The organism is Rugosimonospora africana, from assembly GCF_016862975.1.
Lineage (GTDB): Bacteria > Actinomycetota > Actinomycetes > Mycobacteriales > Micromonosporaceae > Rugosimonospora > Rugosimonospora africana.
In genome coordinates, this window is record NZ_BONZ01000021.1 from 174569 (window position 1) to 196889 (window position 22321).

Here is a 22321-nt window from a genome sequence, read left to right on the forward strand (position 1 = left end):
CTCCCGTTCGAGGGGCGGCCTAGCCGTTGACGGTGAAGGTGTCGGTGCTGGTGACGGTGCCACCGGCGGTGGTGACCGAGAGATGGACGATCTTCGGCGTACCGGACGGGGTCATGCCGGTCGGTACCTGGGCGGCGATCTGGGTCGCCGACGGCGAGCCGACGATCGTCGCGGTCGCGGTGTCGAACTTGACGGTGACCGGGGCGAAGTTGAAGTTGGTGCCGGTGAGGGTGATGGTCTGGCCGCCCACCCCGCTCTTCGGGGTGAACTGCGGGCTGGAGCTGAACGCGGGTGCCGGGATGTTCAGCTCTGCGTGGAAGTTGTCGTCGCTGACCGCGGTACCGGCCGAGGTGGTCACGGTGATCTTGACGTCGGCACTGGTGGAGCCGCCGGGTACCAGACCGGCCGGCACCTGTACCACGGCCTGGGTGTTGGTCGGGGTGCCGACCAGGGTCGCGGTCACGGCGGCGAACTGCACCTGCGGGGTACCCACGTTGAGGTTGAAGCCGTTGATGGTGACCTGGGTGCCCGGCGTCCCGTTGGCCGGGCTGAACTGGCCGCCCGGGTCGGCGAACGCCGGAGCGGGCTGCACGGTGAACGTGTCGTCGCTGACCACCGAGCCGCCGGCGTTGGTGACCGTCACCTTGACCGGCACCGCCGTGCCGGCCGGGGTGAGTCCGCCCGGTACCCGGGCCACGATCTGGTTGGCCGACGGCGAACCGACCAGCTTCGCGGTGACCGACCCGAACGCGACGGTGAGCGGCCCGACGTTGAAGTTGGACCCGGACAGCGTGATCGGCTGGTTGATGGCGCCGCTCTTCGGAACGAACTGCGGCAGCGGCGGGGTGGCGAACGCCGGCAGCAGTAGGGTCTTCTCCATCAGGCTCAGCCGCTTCTCCAGGTCCGAGACGGTGAGCCGGCGCTGGCGCAGGTCGGTGATCATCGTCGCGTCCACGGTGTCCACACCCCGGCGCCGGGCGAGCTGCGCCAGCGGGTAGAAGACGTGCCCGGGCGGCGGCGCCGGTACCGGTACGCCCTCCGCCACCCGGACCACCCAGCCCGGCTTGAGCCGTACCGAGGTCTGCACCCCGACGTCCTGGCTGTTGGCCAGGTCGGTGTCCACCGTGCCGTCCACTTCGGACAGTGAGACGTCCAGGTACACCACGTCGACGCGCGGATCGGGCTGGGCCGAGGTGGGAGTGGACAGCGGAGGCAGGCCGGCCTGGCTCTTGTACGTGGTCGGCGCCGGGATGCTGACCTCGATGCCGCCGACCAGCGCGGTGCCCGGGCCGGTGGCCGCGGCCAGGACGCGGAAGTCCTGGCTGTTCTGCCCGGCCGGCTGCGCCTGGATGGCGAACCCGTCGGCGCCGGCCGGCGCGCCGTTGCCGATGTACCGGGTGATGACCGCGCGCACGGTGGCCGAGACCAGATCGTGCAGCAGGTTCAGGTCCCGGTCCAGGATCGGCACGCCCTGCTCGATGTGCACGCCCACGTACCCCTTCTGCTGGTTGGCCAGCAGCAGATCCAGCGGCGACTGGGAGTAGTCCGCCATGGTCTCTTCCTCCTCGATGGCCGGCCGTGCGGCTACGGCGTGATGAAGACGGCGCGGGCGGTCACCGGCATGAAGCCGGGCAGCACGTTGGCCAGCCGCGAGATGATCGCCTTGATCTCGTCCGGGTCGGCGATGTCCGGAGTCAGGTACAGCCCGACGGTGTCGCGGGCGACGCGGTCGGCGTTGGTGCGCCCGTCGGCCGACCCGGCGTCGTACGTGTAGGTCTGGAAGTCCTCGAAGGCGCCGCGCAGCGCCAGCTTGCCGGTGCCGGTGGTGTCCACTGTGGTGGTACCGGCGTAGCGGTGGTCCAGCGTCTGGGTGGCGCCGAACGTGTCGCTGGCGTACGGGAGGCTCGCGTTCGACCGGAAGACCAGCAGGGTTCCCGCGCCGCCACCGGCGTTCACGGCCAGCGGTCCCCGGCGCGCGTACGGGCCGCCGGCGACCTGTTGCGCGGTGCCCCAGGTCATCGTGGACAGCGTCAGAAGGTTGCGGAACACGCACCAGCCGCCGGCCTGGGTGGAGCTGTAGAACAGCTCGACGTCGCCGCCCGCGGTCGGCAGCGCGGCCGGCTGCCTGTCGTGGTACCCGCCGGCCCCGGTGGTCGGCAGCGCCCGGATCGCCGACCAGTCGGAGACGGTCGGGTCCAGCCCCTGCTTGACCCGGAACACCACCCGCCACCGGGTCTGCCCGGTCGGGCCGCCGGGGGCGTGCCTCGACCAAAACAGCCACAACCGCTGGCTGGCGTTGGTCGGGTGGAACAGCACGAACAGGTCGTCCTCCACCCGGGGATCCTGGCCGCCGTCGGCCGGCAGGGTCGCCGGGTCGGTCAGTTGCCAGTTCGTACCGTTGTGCCGGTTGTACCGCAGCCGCCAGGTCCCGGCGACCGACTCCAGCCAGAACAGCCACAGGCCGCCGGCGTTGTCCGCGACGGCGGCCGGCATCCGGCGCTCGGTTGCCGGATCGCCGAACGTGGCCGGCGCCGACCAGGTGCGGCCGGTACGGGTGGCGAACGAGATGCGCCACCGTCGGTCAGCCGGCTCGGCCGCCGGGTCGTAGCTCTGCCAGAACAGCCACAGGGTGGTGCCGACCATCGCCGCGCTCGGGTGCTTGTCGATGCCCGGCTGGTCCACCACCGGCTCGCTGGGCTGCCACACCCCGCCTGCGTACCGCTTGGTCCAGATGTCCCAGCCGTGCTGCCGGTACGTGTGGTAGAAGAACGAGATCGAGCCGTCCGCCTCGGGTACCGCCGACGGGCGCCCGTCGTGGGCGAAGTTCACCGAGGCGAGCGCGGGCGCGGCCCAGGTGCCGCCCGGATCGCGCAGCGCCGACCACAGGTTCAGCCGCTCCGGTTCGTTGGTGCGTGCCACGTTGTGCACGAACTCCTTGGTGCGGTTGGGCCAGCCGGTCACCCGCGCCACGGTGGCGTCCACGATGGGTACGCCGCCGACGGTCTGGTAGATCCGCGGCGCGTACCGGATCTCGGTGCGCTGCGCGGCGACCGGCAGCCCATAGTTGGTCTGCCAGCCGATCCACTGCGCGAGCAGGGGCAGCAGCGTGCCGTCGGCCCGCTCCAGGTTGGCGAAGCCGAGAGCGGCGCGGACGAAGCTGTAGAGCCGGTCCAGTTCGCCGCCGGGCAGGTCGAGGAACCGGCGCAATTCCCCCTTGTCGCTGTCGTCGGGCAGGCCGGTGCCGGCGACCGGGGTGCGCTCCGCGTCGTACCGCCGGTAGATCGCCGGCAGCATGGCGTAGAGCTGGCCGGCGAAGTCGTACGGCGACGTGGCCATGGCGCTGGCCAGGTTGTGCGGATCGGGATCGTAGACCGGCGGATTCCCGCTGAACGGGTACAGCGTGTAGTAGTAGACCGTTTCGCCCGACAGGCCGGTGTCGGACACGCTCACCAGGCCGGTGCCGTGCGCCACCACCACGCCACCGTCCGGTGTGGACGGATGGCTGCCCTCGGCGCGGACCACCCGTACGCCGGGTGCCTGCGCCGGCGACGGGTTGGTCCAGGACAGGTCGATCCGGTTGCCGTCTCGGTGGGCGGTCGCGGTGATGTCCAGCAGCCGCACGGTCACTGCCCTCCCTGGCTGACCAGGACGACCCGCAGCCCGGACGCGTAGTCGGCGTCGGCCGGGATCACCGGGATCTCGTTGGCGCCGAGCGAGAGCTTGCCCAGCGGGTCGACGGCCGGTACCGGTCGGTCGGCGCGCCGGAACTCGGTGATGTTCACGTACACCACGCCCGGCGTGTCCTGGACGGCCTCGTAGAACCTGCCGAGATAGACGGTCTGGCCGAAGTCGACCCGGTCGAACGCGAGCAGCGCGGCCGCGGCCTGGCGCACCTGGTCCACCACGTCGGCGGTGACGTAGAAGCTCTCGACCGCGATCTCCGCCGTCACGTACACCGGCACGTAGTCCACGTCGGACACCTCGATGAGCTGGCTGAGCATCCGCTTGTCCTCGAAGTACCCGATGAGGTTCGCCTCCAGGACGTCGCTGACCTTGCCGCCGCCCTCGGGCGCCACGTACAGCGTCACCCGGTTCCAGCCGGTCGCGACCGCGCGCACCTTGCCCACGCCCTTGAAGCTCTGCGCGAGCGCCTGGTAGTCGGCCGCGGTCACCGCGCGGCGCAGCGAGCGGAACACCGCCGGGGCGTGCTGGACCGCGTGGTCGATGTCCTCCCGGTCGGCACCTCCGGTGGCCGGCGACGGGTTGGTGGCGGTCGCACCCAGCAGAGCCAGCTGCGGGGCGTTGACGATGGTGGTCACCACGTTGGCCGGGACGTTGCCGGCCAGCCCGCCGCCGACCCGGTACGTCGCCCGGATCACGGTGCCCTGCGACGGAATCGCGCCGAAGCCACCGTCGCCGAACACGATCGTTGCCCGGTCGTCGGCGTCCACCTCCACCGCGAAGTCCTTCTGTCCGGCCTCGCTGAACGCCAGGCTGTCGCGCAGCGTCCAACTGTCCACTGTGGTGCCGAGCTGGGTGGTCAGCAGCACGTCCCGGCTGGTCTGTCCGGGCGGGCCGGGTGGGCGCAGGACGAGGCCCGGGTGGGCCAGCGGGAAGCGCTGGCTCGGCGTGCCGTCGGAGGTGCCCAGCAGCTCGCCGGCGATCAGCCGCCCCTCCTCGACCGGGATGCCGCCCTGCGCGATGCCGAACACCTTGCGCCCGGTCACCGGGTCCGGGGTCAGCGTGCTGAAGTCGATGACGAGAGGGGCCTCCCGGGTGTACTCGAACCGCACGGCGGGCCGGTCCTTCTGGCTCTTGGTGGCGAACGCGTCCCCCTTGTTCACGGTCACGGTGGACGTCACGCTGCCCGGTACGGCAAGGGTCAGGGTGGTCGCGGCCGGCGCGGCGGTACCCAGCTCGTACCCGATCAGGCGCAGGTGCTCGATGACGCTGGTACGGGTCTGCGCGGTACCCAGGAAGCTCTCGTTGGCGACCCGGTCGGTGTAGTAGCTCAGGATGTCGCCCATGTGCGCGAACAACTCCAGGAGCACGTTGCCGAAGTCCGCCTCGTTCGCGAAGTCCTGCCACTCCGGCAGCTTCTGCGGGATCAGGTCGCGCATGGCCGCGAGCAGGCTCTCGTAGTCCCGGGCCAGGTAGTCGATGACCGGTCGCCCATCGACCTGTCTGATCTCTGCCATCGCGTCTGTCCTATCTGTCCGCGCCCGGCGCCGCGCCGGCGTGAGCGCCTCGTGTCATCTGAAGTGGACCCGCACCGCTTGCCGGCTCAGGTCGCGCCGCCGCACGTACGCCACCTCGGCGACCAGCGACTCCTCCCGGGCCTGGACGTCGACCCCGCCGACCACCAGCTCGTCGCCCAGCCACCGGGTCAACGCCTGGCCGATGCTGAACTCGACGGCCGCGGCCATGATGGTGTTGTTCGGATCGAAGACCAGGTTGAACAGCCCGCACCCGAACTCGGGCTGGTTGACCCGCTCGCCCGGCGCCGTGAAGAGCACCTGGATGATCTTTCCGCGCAGGTCGGTGTTGTCGTCCGGATCCGGCGCGATCCCGCCGGCCGGGTTGACCCCGAACGGAAACCCGAATCCCGTCGCCATGTCGCCGCCTTTCCCTCCGCCCGCCCGGGTGCCGGTCACTGTCGCGTCGCCCGTCGCTGTTTCCGTCGTCCGTCGCTGCTTCCGTCACTCGGAACAGGTCACGAAGCTCTGTCCGCTCGCGGTGACCGTCGACTTTCCCGGTGCGGGAACACCGCTACACGTGTCGATCTTGTCCGCGTCCAGCAGGACCTTCACCCCGCCGACGGTCAGGACCCCGCTGCCCGCACCGGCGTTCGGCACGCCGGTCCCCAGTGGACTGTCCGTGATGGACAGTGAGATCGGGTTGGCCCCGGCCGGTACGAGGTTGCTGCCCGTCGGGCCGGAGTGCCCACCGGTCGGAGGCGCGTCCTCGCCAGGATCCAGGGAGCTGTGACTGGTCAGCAGTGCCACCGGTACCCCGCCGATCGTCACGAAGTCGCTGAGCGCGTCCGTGATGGAACCGGTGTACGTGTAGTCGCCCACGCCGGTGTACGCGACCGGAGGCGACGTACTCGTCTGGCCCGACACGTTGTGCTTGTCGGTACCGCTGACCGGGTCGCCCTTGACGACGACGAGCTTGCCCATGGCTCAGCCCTTCGTGATGTCGAAACTCGCGCAGGTGATGGAGACCGCCTTGCCGGCGGCGTTGATGGTCAACGGCACCGCGGCGGTGAGCGTCATCGCGTCGCCGGTCATCTCGATGCCGTTGCCGTGAGCGTCGGTGACGCTGACCCCGTCCTGGTTAAGCAGGATGGTGTTCTGGCTCTTGTCGACGATGGTGATCCCGTCGGCGTTCATGGTCACCCGGTGGCCCTGGGCGCCCTCGCGGATCAGCAGCATCTCCGCGCCGTCGGCGTCCTCGAACTGGATGGTGTGTCCCTTGCGGGTCTTGATGACCTTGCTGGTCGGCGGCGACTGCACGCTGCCGGCTTCGGAACCGTCGGCCGCGTTCGGCTTGGGGACCTGGCTGGCCCCGCCGGGCTTGCTCCAGTAGGTGCCGACCCAGATGGGGAACTCCAGGTCGCCCTCCGCGAACTCGACCCACACCCCGGCGCGGCGCTCCGGGATGAACAGCAGTCCCTGGTCCGCGGCACCGCCGTAGGGCAGGCACGGGGTCGCCCAGCCGGACACCACGTTCGGGCCCAGCGCGCCCGGCGCGGTCACGCGCAGCCGGCCGAGCCTGGCCGGATCGTCGTTGTCCACCACGGTGCCCCGGTACTTGCCGTAGAACCGGCGCTCGACCTTGTCCACGAGCCCGGCCACGATCCGCTCCATCGTCATCGGCCACACTCCTTCACCCGCGCGCCCCGGCGCTTCACAGGCCGCCCGTCCCGGCTCATCACAGGCCACCCACGGCTCATCACAGGCCACCCACGGCTCATCACAGGCCACCCGCGGCGAGCAGCCCGCCGCCTCCGGCGGAGAACACCTCGGAACCGGTCGGTCCGAGGGCGTTGCGCTTGACCCGGAACACCTGGCGGTACCCGTCCGCGGTGAACCGGTGCGTCACGTGGGTGACGTAGTACACGCCGCTGTGCGTCTCCCCGATGCCGGCGATGGTGACCGTGCCGCGCGGGAGGAGGATGCTGCCGTACTGGTTGGCCGCCACCTCGCCCTCCCCGGTGACGAACCACTCCCCCTGGTCGTACAGGCCCTGGCAGAGGGCGGTCATCTCCGGGTTGCCGGTGGTGACGGTCTGCCCGAGGTAGACGAGGCCGGGATCCATGCCCGGCCCGAGGAAGCTCGCCGGGGTGTTGGCGCCCAGCACGGTCTCGCCGCTGGTGTCCACGATGGCTTCCAGCACCTCACCGGTGACGTGGTCGATCTGAAACATCGCCACGTTGGCCGGGGCGAGCGCGTCGACCTCCAGGCTGAACCGGATGACGTTGGTGGCGTCCCCGGCCTGAACGGTCAGCAGGGGCTGCGGCGAGTCGTCGACGACCGGCGGCCGGAAGTATCCGGTGTCCCCGTCCACGAAGCACTCGAACCCGTTGCGCAGCGCGAGCCGTTTGAGCAGCTGGATGTCGGTCTCCCGCTGGATGATGGTGGACACCTCCTCGTCGTGAACGACGGCGGTGTCGGTGACCTGCGGGGTGAGGTGGTAGTGCTGGAACGTCTCGGTCGCGATGTCGCTGTCCTTCGTGTTCGGCCAGTCCTTGAGGCGGTCCGCCCGGTCCATCAGGACACTGGCGTCCATGCCCCACACCTCCAGCCGGCACTCCTCCAGCCCGGTGCCGAAGTCCGGCCGCAGGTGGGTGATGTACCCGGCGAACAGCTGCCGCGAGTCGTTGTCCAGCCCGGCGGTGATGACCACGCGCTTCCAGATGACGAAGTGCTCGTCGTCCAGGTACGGCCACTTGCCGTCGGCGCCGAGCAGCAGCGCGATGGTCATCCGGAACATGCCGGCGAGCTGGTCGTCCAGCTCGACCTCCAGGCTCACCAGGTCCTTGTAGAGCTGGTCGATCTCGGCGCCGTCGACCTCGACGCGGACGTTGTCGTGCTGCATGGCCGGCCTACCCGCTCACCGCTGGCGGGATGACGATCGGCTGGCCCAGCTGGCCGCCGTCGGCCCACGGACCGACCGTCAGGCCGGCCGTGGTCATCGCCGCGGCCAACGCCGGCGCGTCGACGTTGAGCCGGTTGTAGCGCACCAGCACAGACCGGCTGACGCTTTCCACGGTGACGGTCACCTGCTGGCCGCCGACCGTCTGCCGCCGCGGTACCAGCGCCACGTCCTCGACCACGGTCACGTCCTCGACGCCCACCAGGTCGTTCAGCGCCGAGCGCACCGCGGCCCACGGCGGCGGGTCGGCCGGCACGCTGACCGGGAACCGGGTGACCTGCACCGGCTCCTTGGACAGCAACGCCAGCGGCGACAGGAACTGCGGGTTGGCGTCGCAGATGTGCCAGTACTGCAGCGGCTGGTTGTAGTAAGTGAACGCGAGCTGGTCGAGCCGGTCGCCGGAGTCCACGGTGTGGGTGAAGGTGCCGGTCACCGCCGGCAGCGGCCGGATGTCCTTGCTGGGCAGGGTCCGGCCCGCGGCGTCGGTCGCGGTCACGTCGGGTACCTTGCGGTAGCGGGAAAGGGCGTTGGCCACGGTGCTCACCCCGGTACCACGACGTTCGCGACATCGGCGATGTTGGCCAGGTTGAGCACCGACATCACCTCGGTCATCGCCTTGGTGTAGAGGTACGGCACGCTCTTGCCCTCGATGACGGTCAGGTTCACCGACACGGTGGCGCGGATCGGGTTCAGATCGGTGCTGAACTCGGTCTCGGTGATGTTCATGGTGTTGATGTTCACCGGCAGCACGCGCTTACGGCCGAAGATGAACAGCACCAGTGGCGGGTTCGCACCCCGGGTGAAGCTGAACCCCTGCGGCCTGCCGAGCAGCGCGCTGACCGCCGCGCCGAGCAGGCTCTCCTCCTTCGGGTACACCATCAGCTCCAGCGTCGCGATCTGCGGAGCGATGCCGAACTGCGAGGTGATGGTGTCGCCGTCGTTCAGCTTGTCGGTCGCGTCCAGCCGGATGTCGAACCCGATGGTCTGTTCCTGCACCGTCACCAACTGGTCCTTCTGAAGGTCCAGCAGGTTGGTGTAGTCGCCGTGGAACTGGCGCAGGGTACGGGACGGGATCGCGGGCGTCTGGCTGCCGGCGTCGGCACCGGCGGCCGGCGTGGGGGTGGCGCCCGGGAAGGAGAACGTGAGCCCGCGGTTGCGGGTCAGCTGGACGGGATTGAACTGGAACACCACGAACAGCGGCGGCAGGCTGAGCCCGAACTCGACGAACGCGCCGCGCAGGATCTTAGGCTTGTTGGGGAAACCGTCGCTCATGCCAGCAACACCGCCTCAATCTCCGCGAGAATCCGGTTGACCTCGTCCAGTACCTGGGCCGATCCGCAGACGACAAGCACGGTGACGACCTCTGTCCGTCCATTGAGGACACGCCACTGTGGATTGAGTTCGGACTCGGCGGCCCGCAGCCGCATGGTGTGCCGGTCCCAGCGGGCCGGCGGTGCCCCGAACGTCGTCCGCTGGGACAGCGCGTCCATGGCGGCCTGGTCGGTCGGCAGGCGGCAGGACACGTAGACCTGGTACCCGCCGGAGCGCGGCACGTGCCTGCGCCACTTGCCGATACGCGGAAACCCGCCGCGTAGCATGTTCCGGCTGACCACCAGCTGGTCGTCGGCCGGCAGGCTCACCCGCGCCCCGCCCGGCACCGCGCGCTCAAGTCGCCGCGCGAGCCCGGTCAGGCGCTGGCTTCGCTCGCTCATCGTCGCCTCGCTCCTCGTCGCCTTCACGCTTCTCACATGTGGCATGTGACTGGCCCCGTCTCGCAGTGCCCGCCGGGATACGTCTTCGCGATCTCCTCGATCCGCACCTGACCGCCGGTGAACGACAACCAGGCCAGGCACTGGAAGACGTGCAGGACATCCAGCGGAGTCAGGTACTCGCGGTTCATCGAGACACCGCCCGGGTAGTAGCGCAGCGTGCCGCCGTGCTCGAACTGCAGCGCGGCCTCGAAGTTGTTGCCGCAGCCGTTCGCGTCCATCAGTGCCGCTTGCCAGTCGGGGTGACTCGGGTGGGTGTGGTATCCGTGCAGCCCGCCGTGCGGGTACACGCTCGGGATCGGGGTGTCCGGGTCCTCCGGCCGGGCCCATACCACGATCGCGGTCGACGTGCCGGGAATGCCGACGGTGCGCATCAGGGCGTTGACGAACCGGACGATGTCGATGCACTGCGCCCCGGTGTCCAGGTCGTCGGCGAGCTTCCATTCGTCGCCCGGTTGCCCGCCGAGCTGGACACCGAGGTTGTACGCGCCCCAGCGCCGCATCACGCCGCGGACGACCGAGTGCGGGTCGAGAGTGCCGATCCGCCCGACCACCTGACCGACGAGGTCCACGGCGGTGCGCATCCGCTTCTCGGTCACGTCGGCCGGGTCGATCGGAAGTGCGTTGGTGACGAAGATGGTGTGGTTGGTCCGGGCGATCTCGTGAGTCCAGCCCTGCCACTCCAGGGTCCAGGCGATCTGCCTGTCCCGCAGCCCGACGATCGTGTCGGGCAGCTTGCCGGTGGAGGTCAGCGAGAGGTACTGGCCCATCCCGCCGGCCATGGTGCCGGAGTAGTCGAAATTGAGCGCCGCCTCGGGGCTGCGGCCGGTCAACCGTACCGGCGCGGATGGGGCGGTCAGTGGCAACACGTTGAGGCCCAGCGAGATGGACACGTCGGTGTTGCGGGTCTGGCTGATCGGGTAGCTGACCACCTCGCCCCGGCTGGCGAACCACTCCGGCTCGCCGTACAGCCGGCCGGAGTTGGCCCAGCTGCGGGTGTTGTCCTTCATCACGTTGTGGTCGGAGCGGAAGGAGATGCTGCGGATAACGGTGCCGGGGTGCGACTCCTCCTCGGTCTGGCGGGTACCGCCCAGACCCAGCGCCCGGTCGTACAGGTCGGCCAGCTCCTGCCGCCGGGCCTCCGGCAGGTTGTCCATCAGCCGGGGGTAGTTGATGGCGGCCAGCGCCGTGGCCAGTTGCGGGCCGGACAGCTTCTCCAGCATGTCCAGCGCCTCGGTGGCGTCTCGGTCGGTGACGGCCCAGTCGAACAGGCCGTACGAGAGCCGGTCCCGGATCTGCGTCACGGTGTCCTGGGGCGCCTGCAGGCTGGCCACGTCCCGGGCGATCGCGTCCAGCTCGGCTACCCGCGCGTCGGGCAGGTTGTCGCGCAGCCGGCCGGCGTACTTCGCGTTGGCGAAGAAGGTCGCCTGCTGGAACCGTGGCAGCGTCTTGAGTAGTGCCAGCGCGCGCAGCGCCTCAGCGTCGGTGATGGCCCAGTCGAACACGCCGTAGCTGAGCAGATCCTCGATCTGATCCAGCTCGGGGCTGATGGCCCGCTGGACCGGCGCGTCCGCCACCGCCGCGCCCGCTGTCGGCGCACCCGCTGTCGGCGCACCCGCTGTCGGCGCGCCCGGGACTGGCCGGGTCGGGGATGCGCCACCGCTCTGCTGGATCACGTGGGTCAGCTCGTGCGCCATCAGCCGGTGGTCGTGCTCGCTCTCCCCGGCCCGCAGGTAGACGTCCTGCCCATGGGTGAACGCCCGGGCCCGGATCCGGCTGGCGGCCCGGTCCGCGTCCGGGCCGGTGTGCACCCGTACGTCCGCGAACGCCCGGCCGAAGCGTGGCTCCATGAACGACCGGGTGGTTGCCGACAGCGGTCGGCCGCCGCCTGTCGGCAGGGTGAGGTCGACCGAACCGGCTTGCGATCCAGACCACTCGCCGGCACCGGCCGGAGCCGCGGGCAGGCGCTGGATGTCGACGCGCGGCACGCCCTGGGCCGGATCGCGGCCGCCAGCCTGCACGGACATCCCGACCACCCGCTCGGCGACCCGGTCCGCTTCCTGTTCGTACGCGTCGCCCGCGGCCGTGACGCGCAGCTTCGTCTGGACCATCCGGCTCAGGGCGCACCCACCGCAGCCGGAACATCCGGAGCCGGTGTCCCGGGCGGAGTCGTCGCCGGAGCCGCAGTCCGCGGTGCGCTGCAGGTAGTCGTTGCCGAGGCTGCGTTGCACGACCAGCCGGGTGCCGTCGGCCGCGCCGGGCCCGGCCGGCGCCGGTTGGCGCGGTGCCGGTTGACGTGCTGCCGTCCGGGCCGGGGACTCGGCGACCGGGGCCTGGTGCGCGTGCGTGGTCGGCATGCCCGCCTCCTCAACCGATTCCGGAAAGCTGTGCGGAGTCTTCGAACCCGGGTTCGGAGAGTGCGGAGGTGTCGGCCGGCTCGGACCAGAGCTTGCCGATCTTCTCGTACTCGCGCCTGGTTCCCCGCAGGATGTGCCGGCGCCCGATGGTCCCGCCGTCCGCCGCGGCCAGGAACGCCGCGTTCATGACGATGTTCTTGATGTTTCCGCCGGTCACCGGGAACTCCCGGGCCAGCATGGCGAAGTCGACGTCGGAGGAGACCGGTGCCTCGCGCGGGAACAGCCCCCGCCAGATCCGCAGCCGGCTGTCGGCCTCCGGGAACGGGAACTCCACGACACACCGGATGCGCCGGGTGAACGCCTCGTCCAGGTTCTGCCGCAGGTTCGTGGCGAGGATGACGGTGCCCTCGTACTCCTCGATCTTCTGCAGCAGGTAGCTGGTCTCGATGTTGGCGTACCGGTCGTGCGCGTCGGACACTTCGGTCCGCTTGCCGAACACCGAGTCGGCCTCGTCGAAGAACAGGATTCCGTTGCTCGCCTGAGCCTCGTCGAAGATGCGGCCCAGGTTCTTCTCGGTCTCGCCGATGTACTTGTCGACCACCCCGGACAGGTCCACCTTGTAGAGGTCCAGCTCCAGTTCGCCGGCCAGCACCTCGGCCGCCATCGTCTTGCCGGTGCCCGGCGGACCGGAGAACAACACCGACAGCCCCTTGCCGTGGCTGAGCTTCGCGCCGAAGCCCCAGCCGTCGAAGACGCGGTACTGCTGCCGTACCTGGTCGCAGATCTCCCGGAGGTGAGCCACCCGGTCGGCGGGCAGCACCAGGTCGTCCCACCCGCAGTGGGGCCGCACCTTGACGGCCAGGTCCCCGAGCTTCCGGCTGGACTGCGCCCGGCAGGCGGCGTACACGTCGGCCAGAGTCAGCGGCCGCGACGGCGAGCGCATCAGCCGCTCGTTGCCGGCCAGTTCGACCGCGGCCCGGATCCGGCCCGGCGTCAGCCGGAACCGTGCGGCCAGTTCGGCGGCCCAGTGCCGCGCGTCTGGTGTATGCCCGGCGAGGGCGTGGTGCCAGATCTCGACGCTGCGCGGCACGTCCGGCAAAGGTACGACGACCGGCTGGACCACCACGTCGCCGGCGGCGGTACCGCGCACGGCACCCTGGTCGGCGAAGGCGGACTCGCCGGACAGGAACACCAGCCAGCCCAGCTCGGCCGCGGCGGTCACCAGCGGATCGAGCCCGTTCGGGCCACCCGGCCGGATCAGCGCGTCGGCACCGGCGACGTGGACCGCCGCCCGGTGCAGCAGCGCTTCCCGGAAGACCAGCCGCCAGTCCGGCGCCGTGTCCAGCGCGCCCGGCGCCGTGCCCGGCGGATCCTCGGCCGGTCCCGCCGCGACCGGGTGACCCACCGCCGCGTCGACGCTCAACAGCGCCACGCCCAGGCGCTCGCAGACCTGCCGGGCCAGTTCCCGCTTGCCCGCGCCGGCCGGGCCGGACAGAGGGAGTACCAGCGCCCGCCAGTCCGACCGGTCGGCACCGGCGTGGTGCCCGGCCAGGCGTACCAGTCCGTCCACGACCTCCGGGTCGACCTCGGGTGCCGCCGGAGCGCTGGCCGGCCGGTACAACCTCGCCCGGCCGGCCAGCCGGACGTCCAGCTCGTCCACGCCCAGCAGGTACCGGCAGACGCGCGGGTCGAGCGCGAGAAACTGGGCCAGTCCGGTGGAGCCGGACGGACTGGCCGGGTCGTCGACCCGGCGCAGGATGCCGGCACGGCGCAGCGGAGCGGCCTCGGAGAAGGTCGCGCGGGCCGCCCAGCGCTGCCGCTCGTGCGGGCACAGCAACTCGAGGATCAGGTCGACGCTGGGCCGCTGCCGGGTGATGTCGTCCTGAAGGTAGGCGTACAGCCGGTCGTACGCACGGCGCAGCTCGGGGGCGAGGCAGACCATCACGGCTTGAAGCTCCATGGTGGACAGTCCGAACAGCCGGCCGAGGGTGGGCAGCCCGAGAGTCACCCCGGCGGTGAGACTGCGCTCGACCCGTTCGTCGATCTCGTCGGACAGCCGGCCGAGGGCGGCGCGCAGCGCGTCACTCTCACCGGGCGCCTCGCCCGCCGGGTCTGGCTCTTCGCCGCCTGCCGGCTCCGTCGTGACGGCCGCCCTGCCTCCGGCTGACCTCCCGGCGGCTGCCGGCCCGCTGTTCGGCGGCTCGCTGTCCGGCGGCCCCTCGTCCTGCGGGACCGCACCGGCCGCCGGGGTCAGCAGCCAGTCGACCTCCTCCGGCGTGATGTAGACCGAGCGGGACGCCTGCGCCCGCGGCGCCGCCCGGCCGTACTCGCGCAGCGTCTCCACCCGCAGCCGGATGAGCAGATCCAGCCGGCGCAGTTCGTCGGCGAGGTAGTCGGCGTTGTCCCGGTACGGGAGGTGGCCCGCGCCGGCCAGCGGATCGTCGCGGGTACTCATGGCGTGATCTCGAACAGGAAGGTGCGGCGGAACAGCCCGGAGACGTCCACCCGGACGTCGTAGAACCCGGGCAGCAGGCCACCCGGCAGGGTCGCGGTGAACGTGTCGCCGGCCAACGGCAGTCCGGCGAGCAGAGTCTGGTTGGAAAATGTCGCGCCGGCGTGCCAGCCGGCCAGGTTCACGCCGGTGAAGGTGAGCACGGTACCGGCCGGGCCGCTGGCCGGGGACATGTCGGTGACCGACGGCGGGTCCAGCGGCGCGCGTACGTCGGGTACGCCCACCTGCCGTACCCGCTTGGGCATCGGCCGCTGGCCGGCCGCCGACCGGTCCAGTTGGACGGTGGAGACCTGGTACATCACGGACAGCCGGAACGGCTGGGAGAACGTGGTCCAGATCCCCCGCAACTCCTCCGGATCCAGCGCGGTACTGGCGACCTGGAGGCTCTCCCGGGCGCCTGCCAGCCCGGGGTCCAGATAGGACGGTGGGATCACCGCGTTCTCGTAGAGCACCCGCATCGCCTCGCCGAGGATCTGGTGCGCGGTCGCGTTACCGGTCTGCGGGTCGTTCGGCGCGTACGGCGTCAGAAGGTAGAACAGGCTCAGCGACAGCGGAGCCGCGACCAGTTGGTTGGGATTGCCGGGCTTCACCGTCCAGTCCTGGTTCTTCAGGAACGGGTTTTCCACCAGCTTGTAGAGGAACAGGTTCACCCGCCGGCCACTGCCCTGCTCATCCGGGGCCAGGATGGTCACGTCGACCGCCGGGCTCAGGTGCATCTCGCCGATAAGCATGCTGCGCAGAGAGGCGCCGACCATGCCGATCGCGGTCGAGGCGCTCATCGCAGGATCCTGGCGCGCAGCCGGCCGACGTGCCGGCGTTCCCAGAAGGCTGCGGTGGTCACGACCGGCGGTGCCGCCTGCCGGATCACCACGACCTGGGCCGGTGGAGCGGCCGGCGGGGTGGCCGGTGGCTCCGGGGCAGCCGGCGACTGCGGAGCGGTCCGGTGCCGCTCGCCCGTTCGGTGGTAGGGCAGTTCGAAGGCGTCGGACTCACCGGTACCGGAGTCTGCCGCGCCCGGATCGGGCGTCCGTACCTGCTGCGCGGTCACTGGCCCGGAGGATCGGGTGGGCGCGGTCGTCGGGATCGGCCGGACGGCCGACCTGGTGCGTGGCGGGGTGGCAGTGGACGGGGTGGCGGCGGAGCCCCGGCCGGCCGCGATGTCGGCGCCGCCCAGGCCTGCGCCGCCCAGGGCTGCGGCGCCCAGCGATGCGGCGTCACGGGCTGCGGCGCCCAGGGATGCGGCGTCGGACAGTGCGCCGGGGTCAGTCAGGGCACCGGGGTCAGTCAGGGCACCAGGCTCGGCCGGTCCGGAGCCGGTGCCCGTGAACCGGGCGCCGGTGGCCGTGCCGCGCGGGAACGCTCCGCTCCCGCGCCGGCGTATCCCGCCGGACGGCCCCAGCGGCTCCGCCAGGACAGCCTCGGTGCCGTCGGCCGGGGCGCCGGCACCCGCCGAGCCCGTGCCGGCGCCAGTTCCGGCACCGGTGGCCGCGCCTCGGCGCTCGGGCCGGGCATCGCGAGAGGTAGCAGTGCGCGGCGGAGCACCGGCGGGCTCGGCGTCGGAAAGCCCACCGGCCGGTATCCCCGTCGGCCCGGAACGGCCGGGGTCGGGCCGCTGCGGCGGCATCGTCGGGTGCCTGCCCGCGGGCACGACCCCCGGAAAGCCCGGATCGCTTGCCTCCACCGGGGCCGCGCGCCCCGCCTCACCGCCGGCGCCGGTGCGGCCCGGCTGTGCCGGTACCGGACCGGCCACACCGTCCCCGGGGTCGGGTGGCGCCGCCGTCACCGGTGGCCCGACAGCGTCGGGTCGCCGATCGGGCAGCGCCGACCAGTGCGCGTCGCCGGCCGGACGCGGCGTACTGCCCGGGATGGTGAGCGAGGTGTCCACAGTGGACTGCGGCGGCGGTCCGGCCTCGGGTGCGGCCAGCGTGTTCGCCGTACCGGGCTCGTCGAACCAGCCGGAGTCCGGGGCCGCCAGCCACTCCGGCGGCGCGTCCTCGACCGGAAAGGCGTCGGGTGCCCGCAGGTAGGCGAAGGCCGCGGCCGGCACCCGTGCCCCGAAGCTCACCGGTACCCCGGTCTCGTCCGGCACGCCGAGCAGCTCGCGGACCCCGGCCCGGTACCGGAACGGACGCGCCCCGTCGGCCAGCACGCCCCGCAGGTAGTCACCGGGCGCCACTGTTGAGCACCTCGATCGCGTCAGCGAGCACCTCGATGTACGTCCGGCGCTTGTCCCGCGTCATGTCCATGATTTCGCGCTCGCTCCAGTGGTAGTGGTACGCCAGGTAGTGCACTTCCTGGTAGAGCAGCCGGCCGTCGGTGCGCAGCTGGCCGAGGAAGAACCGCTGGATGTCGAAGGGTGCGACGAACGTGCGTCCACACTCGGCGCAGCGGGCCTCCATCGTCTGCTCCACCCGCGGCGCGACCCGCCGCATGTGCTCCTCGATTTCCGCACGGGCCACTGTGGACAGTCGCGCGATCCGGTCGGCGTCTGGCGGCCCGCCGGTGCCGATGCGCAGTACGCACCGGGTCAGCAGCGCGGTCAGCGCCTCCGCCTCGTTACGTGCCAACCGATCCGACAGTGCCTCCTGGTCGGATCCGTCGGGCAGCCGGAAGACCACCTCCGCGGCGCCGTCGTCCCCCGCGATATCGTCGCCCTTCCCACTACTGCCGTCCTCCGCACTACCGCCGTCCTTCGCGACAGCGCCGTCCCGGGCCTCCTCGCGGCCGAGAGCGGCGGCCGACAGCGTCATGGTGTACGCCGGTGCCGGCTGCGGCGCCGGTTCGACCGGGACGTCGGCGATGGAGAACTCGATGGACACCCGCTGGCCGCACTCCGGCCACGGGCACACCAGGTCGGCCCGTACCGCGTCGCCGAACGTCGCGCGGCGCAACTGGAGCAGGAGGTACTGCCGGTCGGCCACGAGCAGTTGCCGGACGACCTCCGGCGGAACCGGCCTGATCCCGCCCAGCCGCCGGACGCAGCGGCTGAGCACCTCGGTCACGAGCGTGGCGGTCTGCGGCCGCCCCGCGGTAGCCAGCAGCTCCTCCTCGCGCCCGGTGAGCGCCGCCAGCTCGAAGTCGCGGTGCAGCCGCCCGGTGGAATCCCAGTACCCGCCCGGCAGCAGCCCACTCACCCCGCACCTCCCAGGCCGTGTCTCGAAGTGCTCCGTCGAGCCGAGGCGAGGTTCAGGCGGCGATCCGGCAAGGCGGCGTCTCGTCCGGATATCGGTGTCGTATCCGGACGAGACGACAACGCCGCCGGTCGTCGTCTGGACCCGCCGCAGGCCGGCCAGGTACTTCGAGGCATGGCCTACGTCTCCTTGGGCTCGGTCACCGAGGTGTCCCGCACCCAGCCCTCGTTCTCCAGCTTGATCGTGGTGATCATCACCGCGTTGCCGCTCGCGTCGAGCTGGGGCAGCGCCTGGTACTCCGAGACCCAGGCCCGGAAGACGTTGTACGCCAACACCTTCGTGCCCTGGTGGTTGTAGACCTCGATGCTGATGTCCTTGCGGAACGTGGCCAGCGACATGGCCGCGTCGCCCTGGAAGTTGTTCACCTTGTTGGCCCAGTCCTCGAAGGTGGTGTCGTGCGTGACACCCGCCTCCAGGGTGATCGGGTCGTACTTCGTCTTTCCCGGGATCTGGTGCGGCCCGCTGGAGTCGCCACCCTCGTACCAGGGCGTGACCTCCGTGGTCTTCTTCAACGCGCTGCACTTGTTGAGACCCGCGACGTACTGGTTGTCGACCTTGATCTTGAACTTGTACCCGAGGTACGGGTCGAACCGCGTGGTGTTGACGGTGAACTTGGCCATCGGTCACTCTCCCTTCGGTAGGCGCCGCCGTCAGCCGGACGCCAGCCCCGCCTTCTGGCTGATCTTGACGACGACGAACTCCGCCGGCTTCAGCGGCGCGAAACCCACCAGCACGTTGACGACGCCAGCGTCGATGTCGGCCTGCGTGGTCGTCTCCGCGTCGCACTTGACGAAGAAGCCCTGCGACGGCGTGGATCCCTGGAACGCGCCCTGACGGAAGAGGGTCATCATGAACGAGCCGATGTTCAGGCGCAGCTGCGACCACAGCGGCTCGTCGTTCGGCTCGAACACCGCCCACTGGATCCCGTTGTAGATGCTGACCCGCAGCATGATGGCGGTCCGGCGGACCGGCACGTAGCGCCACTCCGGGTCGGACGACACGGTACGGGCACCGAACGCCACCACCCCCGAACCGGGGAAGCGGCGGATCACGTCCACCCCCATCGGGTTCAGGTTGCCCTGCTGGACATCGCTGAGTTCGGCGGCCAGCCCGACGACGCCGTTGAGACTCGCCTCGGTACCGGCGGGCGCCTTCCACACGCCCCGGGAGGCGTCGATGCGGGCGTACAGGCCGGTGAGGTAGCCGGACGGCGGGAGCAGGATCGGCTCCGCGGACGCGCCGGTCGGGTCGAGCGCCTTGACCCACGGGAAGTACAGCGCCCCGTACGAGTTGGCGGTGGTGAGCTTGTTGCGGAACGTGGCCGCCTCGTCCGGGGTGTCGTCGTGCGCCGCGGTCTCGCCGACGTAGAAGACATCCTTCAGCGGGCGGTTGGCGCAGTACGCCGTACCCAGGTCGAACATGGCCGTCGTACCCTCGCCGGGCACCGCGAGCAGGCTGAAGTCGGTGATGGTGTCCAGCCGGGTGAACGCCGCGCTGAACGTCACCTCGGTCACCGCGGCGGTACCGTCGCTGCCCAGGGTGGCCGCGGTGACCGGCGGGGCCACCGCCGCGTCGCCGAGCTGCACCACGTCCGCCTTCGCCGGGCGGCGTACCGCGATGCCGCTCTCCGACTGGCCGCCATTGCCGGTACCGAGCTTGAGCAGCGCCGTGGCGTCGTTGGTGGCGGCCGGCTGGATCGCGACCGATGAGCTGGCCGCGTTCGTACCGGACTGGAGCACCAGCCGGGACTGGGTGGCGACCGTCTCGACAGTCGCGGTGAACCCGCTGAACGCCGTCGCGTCGGTGGACGTCTTCTTCTTCGTCAGCGCCCGTACCGCCGTCTGGATCGCGGCCGCCACGTCGGCCAGTACGGTCGAGGTGCCGATCGCGGCCGGGAGGCTCACCACCTGGTACCCGTCGCCGTCCAGGTTGACCTGGAAGCTGACGTTCGCGCCCAGCGGCAGGGTCGGCGCGAAGCCGCCCCGGTGAACGCCGCGCTGGGTGCTGACGTTGGCCGACAGCACCTGTGCGTCGATGAGCGTCGAGTCCTGGGAGAGCACGCCGACCACGTAGTTGGCCGCGGTGGGGTCGATGCTCAGGTTGTCGAAGACCTCCAGCGGCGTGGTGTCCTTGAAGTTGGCCGGTACCACGTCGGGGTCGTCCTGCCGGCGCACGCTCAGCCTGAACTCGTTGCCGGGGTCGAGCGTCCCGTCCTCGATCTGGAGGAACAGCGAGTTGCCCCACGCGCCCTTGTTCTTCGCCGAGAAGGTCAGGCCGGCGACCGCGGCCGCGGCACGGTTGTTCACCGTGACGGTGGCGGTCACCGCGTCGGACCGGGTGACGCGCACGATGTAGCACTGCCGGCCGCCGTTGTTGAAGTACTGGAAGACGCTGTGCGCCAGGTACCCGTCGGTGATGAACGAGCCGTACAGGCGCTGGAACTCGGTCCAGTTGGTGACCCGGGTGGCCGCGTCCGGGCCCATCTCGGCCAGGCCGACGAAGGCGGCCGTGGAGGTGCTGGCGACCTCCAGCGGCCGTACACCGCTGGAAATCTCCTCGATGTAGACGCCCGGATAGGTCAGCGTCGGCATGGTTGTCTCCTATCGCAGTCGACCCGGGGACGGGTCACCGGGAAGTCTCGGATCGCTTGCGGGGTGACCGGCGCGAGGTGGCGTCGGGTTGACTGTCGGTGGATTCGCCGTCGGCGTCGGCGGCCTTCGCGGCCCGCCCGGTCGTCTCGACCTCGATGAGGCCCAGCCGCCGCAGCTTCTCGACCTTGGCGTTGTCCGTCACCTCGACGTCGGCCAGTTCGTCGGAGGTCTGCCCGGGTGACAGTCGCACCGTGGCCCCGGTGTTCAACGGCACCACGACCGGTCCCGAGGCGAGAAGATTTCTCAGCTTCACACCCATCTCGAATCTCCCTGCTGCCGTTGGAGGTTGTCCGCGCCTTGTCCCGCGACGGTCCGCCGCTGTCCATGCTCTCGTTGCCGGTGCTCTCGTTGCCCGTGCTCTCGTTGCCCGTGCTCTCGTTGCCCGTGCTCTCGTTGCCCGCGGTGTCGTTGCCCGCGGTGTCGTTGCCTTTCGCCGCTTCCACGGTTCTGGTTGGCGCCCGCGTTGGGCCCCGTCACTCGTGTTGCGTCATCGCGCTTGCGTGTCTCCGCGGCGGTCGCGCTGCGTTCCCCTGCCGCCGTCCAGCGGTTGGCCGAGCGCCCGCCGCTCGGCACGGACTCCCCCGTGCCGCCGGTCGTACGGCGGCAGGCCGTGTCGATCCCCGGGCCGTCCGGTGCCGTCCGGTCCTGGTCGCGTCGGTGTTGTCACAAAGTTCGGGTCGGTGACTCGCCGGGCCGACCCGGCGTGTTTCACCGTGACCTCCTGACCGGAGGTGCCTTCGACGTTACGGTTCGTTCCCGCGGGGCGATATAGAGATTGGTATTCAAAGAGGGACCGGGTAGCGGTTCTAGTACCTCGCGGGCCGGTACTAGTCCCTTGGATCCAGTTCCTTGAATCCAGTCCCTTCCAACAGGATGCAGTGCCGAGCAGGATGCAGTGCCGAGCAGGATGCGGAGCCGGGCCGATGCCGAGCCGAGCAGGAGCGGCCGGTTCAGCCGAACTGCACCCGGCCGCTCGGAATCCGGTGCCGGGAACGCAGGAGCGCCGCCGCCTCCCCGCGACGGTGCACCTTCAGCTTCTCGAGCAGGTTGTGAACGTGATTCTTGACGGTACGCACCTCGATACAGAGCAGCCGCGCGATTTCCTTGTTCGACTTGCCCTGCTCGATGAGGTCCAGGATCTCCCGCTCGCGGGGAGTCAACCGGTCCGGCCCGACCCAGGTCTGCCGCTCGGCGGCCAGCGCGCCCATCCGGCGCATCAGTGCCGCTCCGATCCGGGACGGGCACGAAGTCTCTCCGCGTGCCGCGCTCGCGATCACGTCGACGAGCTCCGCGTGCGGCGCGTCCCGCAACAGGTACCCCGAGACGCCCGCCTCCGCGCACGCGACCACCTCGTCGTCGCTGCCGGACACAGCGAGCGCGACCACGCGCGCACCGTCGGCGGAAGCGACGAGATCGCGACAGATCGCGACGCTGTTCGCCGTCGCCATGCTGAGCAGTACCACCTCGAACCCGCGCCCGCGCAGCAGCCGCAGAGCCCCTTCGGCGTCCGGCACTCCGGCGGCTCCCACGATGAACGGTTCCCGCTCGAGCACCGCGACGAGGCCGTCGCGGTAGAGCCTGATGTCGTCCACGACGAGCACGCGGACCCCGGTCACCTCTTCGACAACACTCACCGACATCGCTCCCCGGGTCTGTGTTTCAGCAGATCAGCGCCCCTTTAGCG

19 protein-coding genes are annotated in these 22321 nt (G+C 70.8%); all 19 read right to left on the bottom strand.

Features of this window, described 5'->3' with window-relative positions:
* Positions 1 to 19: 19 nt before the first annotated feature.
* The 19 genes from Raf01_RS11595 to Raf01_RS11685 all read right to left on the bottom strand — a co-directional run bounded on the left by Raf01_RS11595 (position 20) and on the right by Raf01_RS11685 (position 22271).
* The gene (locus tag Raf01_RS11595; RefSeq protein WP_203917801.1) at positions 20 to 1552 is read right to left on the bottom strand and encodes an IPT/TIG domain-containing protein; all 1533 of its coding nucleotides are present in this window, start codon (positions 1550 to 1552) and stop codon (positions 20 to 22) included.
* Positions 1553 to 1584: 32 nt separating this feature from the next.
* Complete coding sequence (locus tag Raf01_RS11600; protein WP_203917802.1) at positions 1585 to 3627, bottom strand: hypothetical protein; 2043 nt, start codon at positions 3625 to 3627, stop codon at positions 1585 to 1587.
* Positions 3624 to 5198 carry a baseplate J/gp47 family protein gene (locus Raf01_RS11605; protein WP_203917803.1) on the bottom strand — a complete coding sequence of 525 codons (1575 nt, stop codon included), beginning with the start codon at positions 5196 to 5198 and terminating at the stop codon, positions 3624 to 3626. The genes Raf01_RS11600 and Raf01_RS11605 overlap by 4 nt, the downstream gene beginning before the upstream one ends.
* A gap of 54 nt (positions 5199 to 5252) precedes the next feature.
* Complete coding sequence (locus tag Raf01_RS11610) at positions 5253 to 5615, bottom strand: GPW/gp25 family protein (protein WP_203917804.1); 363 nt, start codon at positions 5613 to 5615, stop codon at positions 5253 to 5255.
* Between the two features lie 84 nt (positions 5616 to 5699).
* Positions 5700 to 6179, bottom strand: a complete 480-nt coding sequence (locus Raf01_RS11615) for a hypothetical protein (RefSeq protein ID WP_203917805.1) — start codon at positions 6177 to 6179, stop codon at positions 5700 to 5702.
* 3 nt (positions 6180 to 6182) lie between these two features.
* Positions 6183 to 6875 (bottom strand): phage baseplate assembly protein V, encoded by a 693-nt coding sequence (locus tag Raf01_RS11620; protein WP_203917806.1) that lies wholly within the window; start codon positions 6873 to 6875, stop codon positions 6183 to 6185.
* 100 nt (positions 6876 to 6975) lie between these two features.
* Entirely contained in the window at positions 6976 to 8100 is a 1125-nt protein-coding gene (locus Raf01_RS11625) for a phage late control D family protein (RefSeq protein ID WP_203917807.1), read from the bottom strand.
* Positions 8101 to 8107: 7 nt separating this feature from the next.
* Positions 8108 to 8692 (bottom strand): hypothetical protein, encoded by a 585-nt coding sequence (locus Raf01_RS11630; protein WP_203917808.1) that lies wholly within the window; start codon positions 8690 to 8692, stop codon positions 8108 to 8110.
* Between the two features lie 5 nt (positions 8693 to 8697).
* Positions 8698 to 9429, bottom strand: coding sequence for a hypothetical protein (locus tag Raf01_RS11635; protein ID WP_203917809.1), 732 nt, complete (start codon positions 9427 to 9429; stop codon positions 8698 to 8700).
* The gene (locus Raf01_RS11640; RefSeq protein WP_203917810.1) at positions 9426 to 9869 is read right to left on the bottom strand and encodes a hypothetical protein; all 444 of its coding nucleotides are present in this window, start codon (positions 9867 to 9869) and stop codon (positions 9426 to 9428) included. Before Raf01_RS11640 ends, Raf01_RS11635 begins: the two co-directional genes overlap by 4 nt.
* 32 nt (positions 9870 to 9901) lie before the next feature.
* A complete protein-coding gene (locus tag Raf01_RS11645; RefSeq protein WP_203917811.1) occupies positions 9902 to 12283 on the bottom strand; it encodes an eCIS core domain-containing protein in 2382 nt (793 codons plus the stop codon).
* Between the two features lie 10 nt (positions 12284 to 12293).
* Positions 12294 to 14738, bottom strand: a complete 2445-nt coding sequence (locus Raf01_RS11650; protein WP_203917812.1) for an ATP-binding protein — start codon at positions 14736 to 14738, stop codon at positions 12294 to 12296.
* A complete protein-coding gene (locus Raf01_RS11655; protein ID WP_203917813.1) occupies positions 14735 to 15574 on the bottom strand; it encodes a Pvc16 family protein in 840 nt (279 codons plus the stop codon). The genes Raf01_RS11650 and Raf01_RS11655 overlap by 4 nt, the downstream gene beginning before the upstream one ends.
* A complete protein-coding gene (locus Raf01_RS11660) occupies positions 15571 to 16971 on the bottom strand; it encodes a hypothetical protein (RefSeq protein WP_203917814.1) in 1401 nt (466 codons plus the stop codon). The genes Raf01_RS11655 and Raf01_RS11660 overlap by 4 nt, the downstream gene beginning before the upstream one ends.
* Positions 16958 to 17929, bottom strand: a complete 972-nt coding sequence (locus tag Raf01_RS11665) for a T4 family baseplate hub assembly chaperone (protein ID WP_203917815.1) — start codon at positions 17927 to 17929, stop codon at positions 16958 to 16960. The genes Raf01_RS11660 and Raf01_RS11665 overlap by 14 nt, the downstream gene beginning before the upstream one ends.
* 176 nt (positions 17930 to 18105) lie before the next feature.
* Positions 18106 to 18606, bottom strand: coding sequence for a phage tail protein (locus tag Raf01_RS11670; protein WP_203917816.1), 501 nt, complete (start codon positions 18604 to 18606; stop codon positions 18106 to 18108).
* 30 nt (positions 18607 to 18636) lie between these two features.
* A complete protein-coding gene (locus Raf01_RS11675) occupies positions 18637 to 20577 on the bottom strand; it encodes a phage tail sheath family protein (protein ID WP_203917817.1) in 1941 nt (646 codons plus the stop codon).
* Between the two features lie 34 nt (positions 20578 to 20611).
* On the bottom strand, positions 20612 to 20896 hold the full coding sequence (locus Raf01_RS11680; protein ID WP_203917818.1) for a hypothetical protein: 285 nt from the start codon (positions 20894 to 20896) through the stop codon (positions 20612 to 20614).
* Between the two features lie 691 nt (positions 20897 to 21587).
* Positions 21588 to 22271: a LuxR C-terminal-related transcriptional regulator gene (locus tag Raf01_RS11685; RefSeq protein ID WP_203917819.1), complete on the bottom strand. Its 684-nt coding sequence runs from the start codon at positions 22269 to 22271 to the stop codon at positions 21588 to 21590.
* Positions 22272 to 22321: the final 50 nt, after the last annotated feature.

What these genes read in the sequence shown, in the direction of transcription:
- Raf01_RS11680 (WP_203917818.1), bottom strand. Translation starts at nt 20,896, where the DNA reads ATGGGTGTGAAGCTGAGAAATCTTCTCGCCTCGGGACCGGTCGTGGTG.
- Raf01_RS11655 (WP_203917813.1), bottom strand. Translation starts at nt 15,574, where the DNA reads ATGAGCGCCTCGACCGCGATCGGCATGGTCGGCGCCTCTCTGCGCAGC.
- Raf01_RS11670 (WP_203917816.1), bottom strand. Translation starts at nt 18,606, where the DNA reads ATGGCCAAGTTCACCGTCAACACCACGCGGTTCGACCCGTACCTCGGG.
- Raf01_RS11625 (WP_203917807.1), bottom strand. Translation starts at nt 8,100, where the DNA reads ATGCAGCACGACAACGTCCGCGTCGAGGTCGACGGCGCCGAGATCGAC.
- Raf01_RS11610 (WP_203917804.1), bottom strand. Translation starts at nt 5,615, where the DNA reads ATGGCGACGGGATTCGGGTTTCCGTTCGGGGTCAACCCGGCCGGCGGG.
- Raf01_RS11635 (WP_203917809.1), bottom strand. Translation starts at nt 9,429, where the DNA reads ATGAGCGACGGTTTCCCCAACAAGCCTAAGATCCTGCGCGGCGCGTTC.
- Raf01_RS11620 (WP_203917806.1), bottom strand. Translation starts at nt 6,875, where the DNA reads ATGACGATGGAGCGGATCGTGGCCGGGCTCGTGGACAAGGTCGAGCGC.
- Raf01_RS11605 (WP_203917803.1), bottom strand. Translation starts at nt 5,198, where the DNA reads ATGGCAGAGATCAGACAGGTCGATGGGCGACCGGTCATCGACTACCTG.
- Raf01_RS11675 (WP_203917817.1), bottom strand. Translation starts at nt 20,577, where the DNA reads ATGCCGACGCTGACCTATCCGGGCGTCTACATCGAGGAGATTTCCAGC.
- Raf01_RS11640 (WP_203917810.1), bottom strand. Translation starts at nt 9,869, where the DNA reads ATGAGCGAGCGAAGCCAGCGCCTGACCGGGCTCGCGCGGCGACTTGAG.
- Raf01_RS11650 (WP_203917812.1), bottom strand. Translation starts at nt 14,738, where the DNA reads ATGAGTACCCGCGACGATCCGCTGGCCGGCGCGGGCCACCTCCCGTAC.
- Raf01_RS11595 (WP_203917801.1), bottom strand. Translation starts at nt 1,552, where the DNA reads ATGGCGGACTACTCCCAGTCGCCGCTGGATCTGCTGCTGGCCAACCAG.
- Raf01_RS11615 (WP_203917805.1), bottom strand. Translation starts at nt 6,179, where the DNA reads ATGGGCAAGCTCGTCGTCGTCAAGGGCGACCCGGTCAGCGGTACCGAC.
- Raf01_RS11645 (WP_203917811.1), bottom strand. Translation starts at nt 12,283, where the DNA reads ATGCCGACCACGCACGCGCACCAGGCCCCGGTCGCCGAGTCCCCGGCC.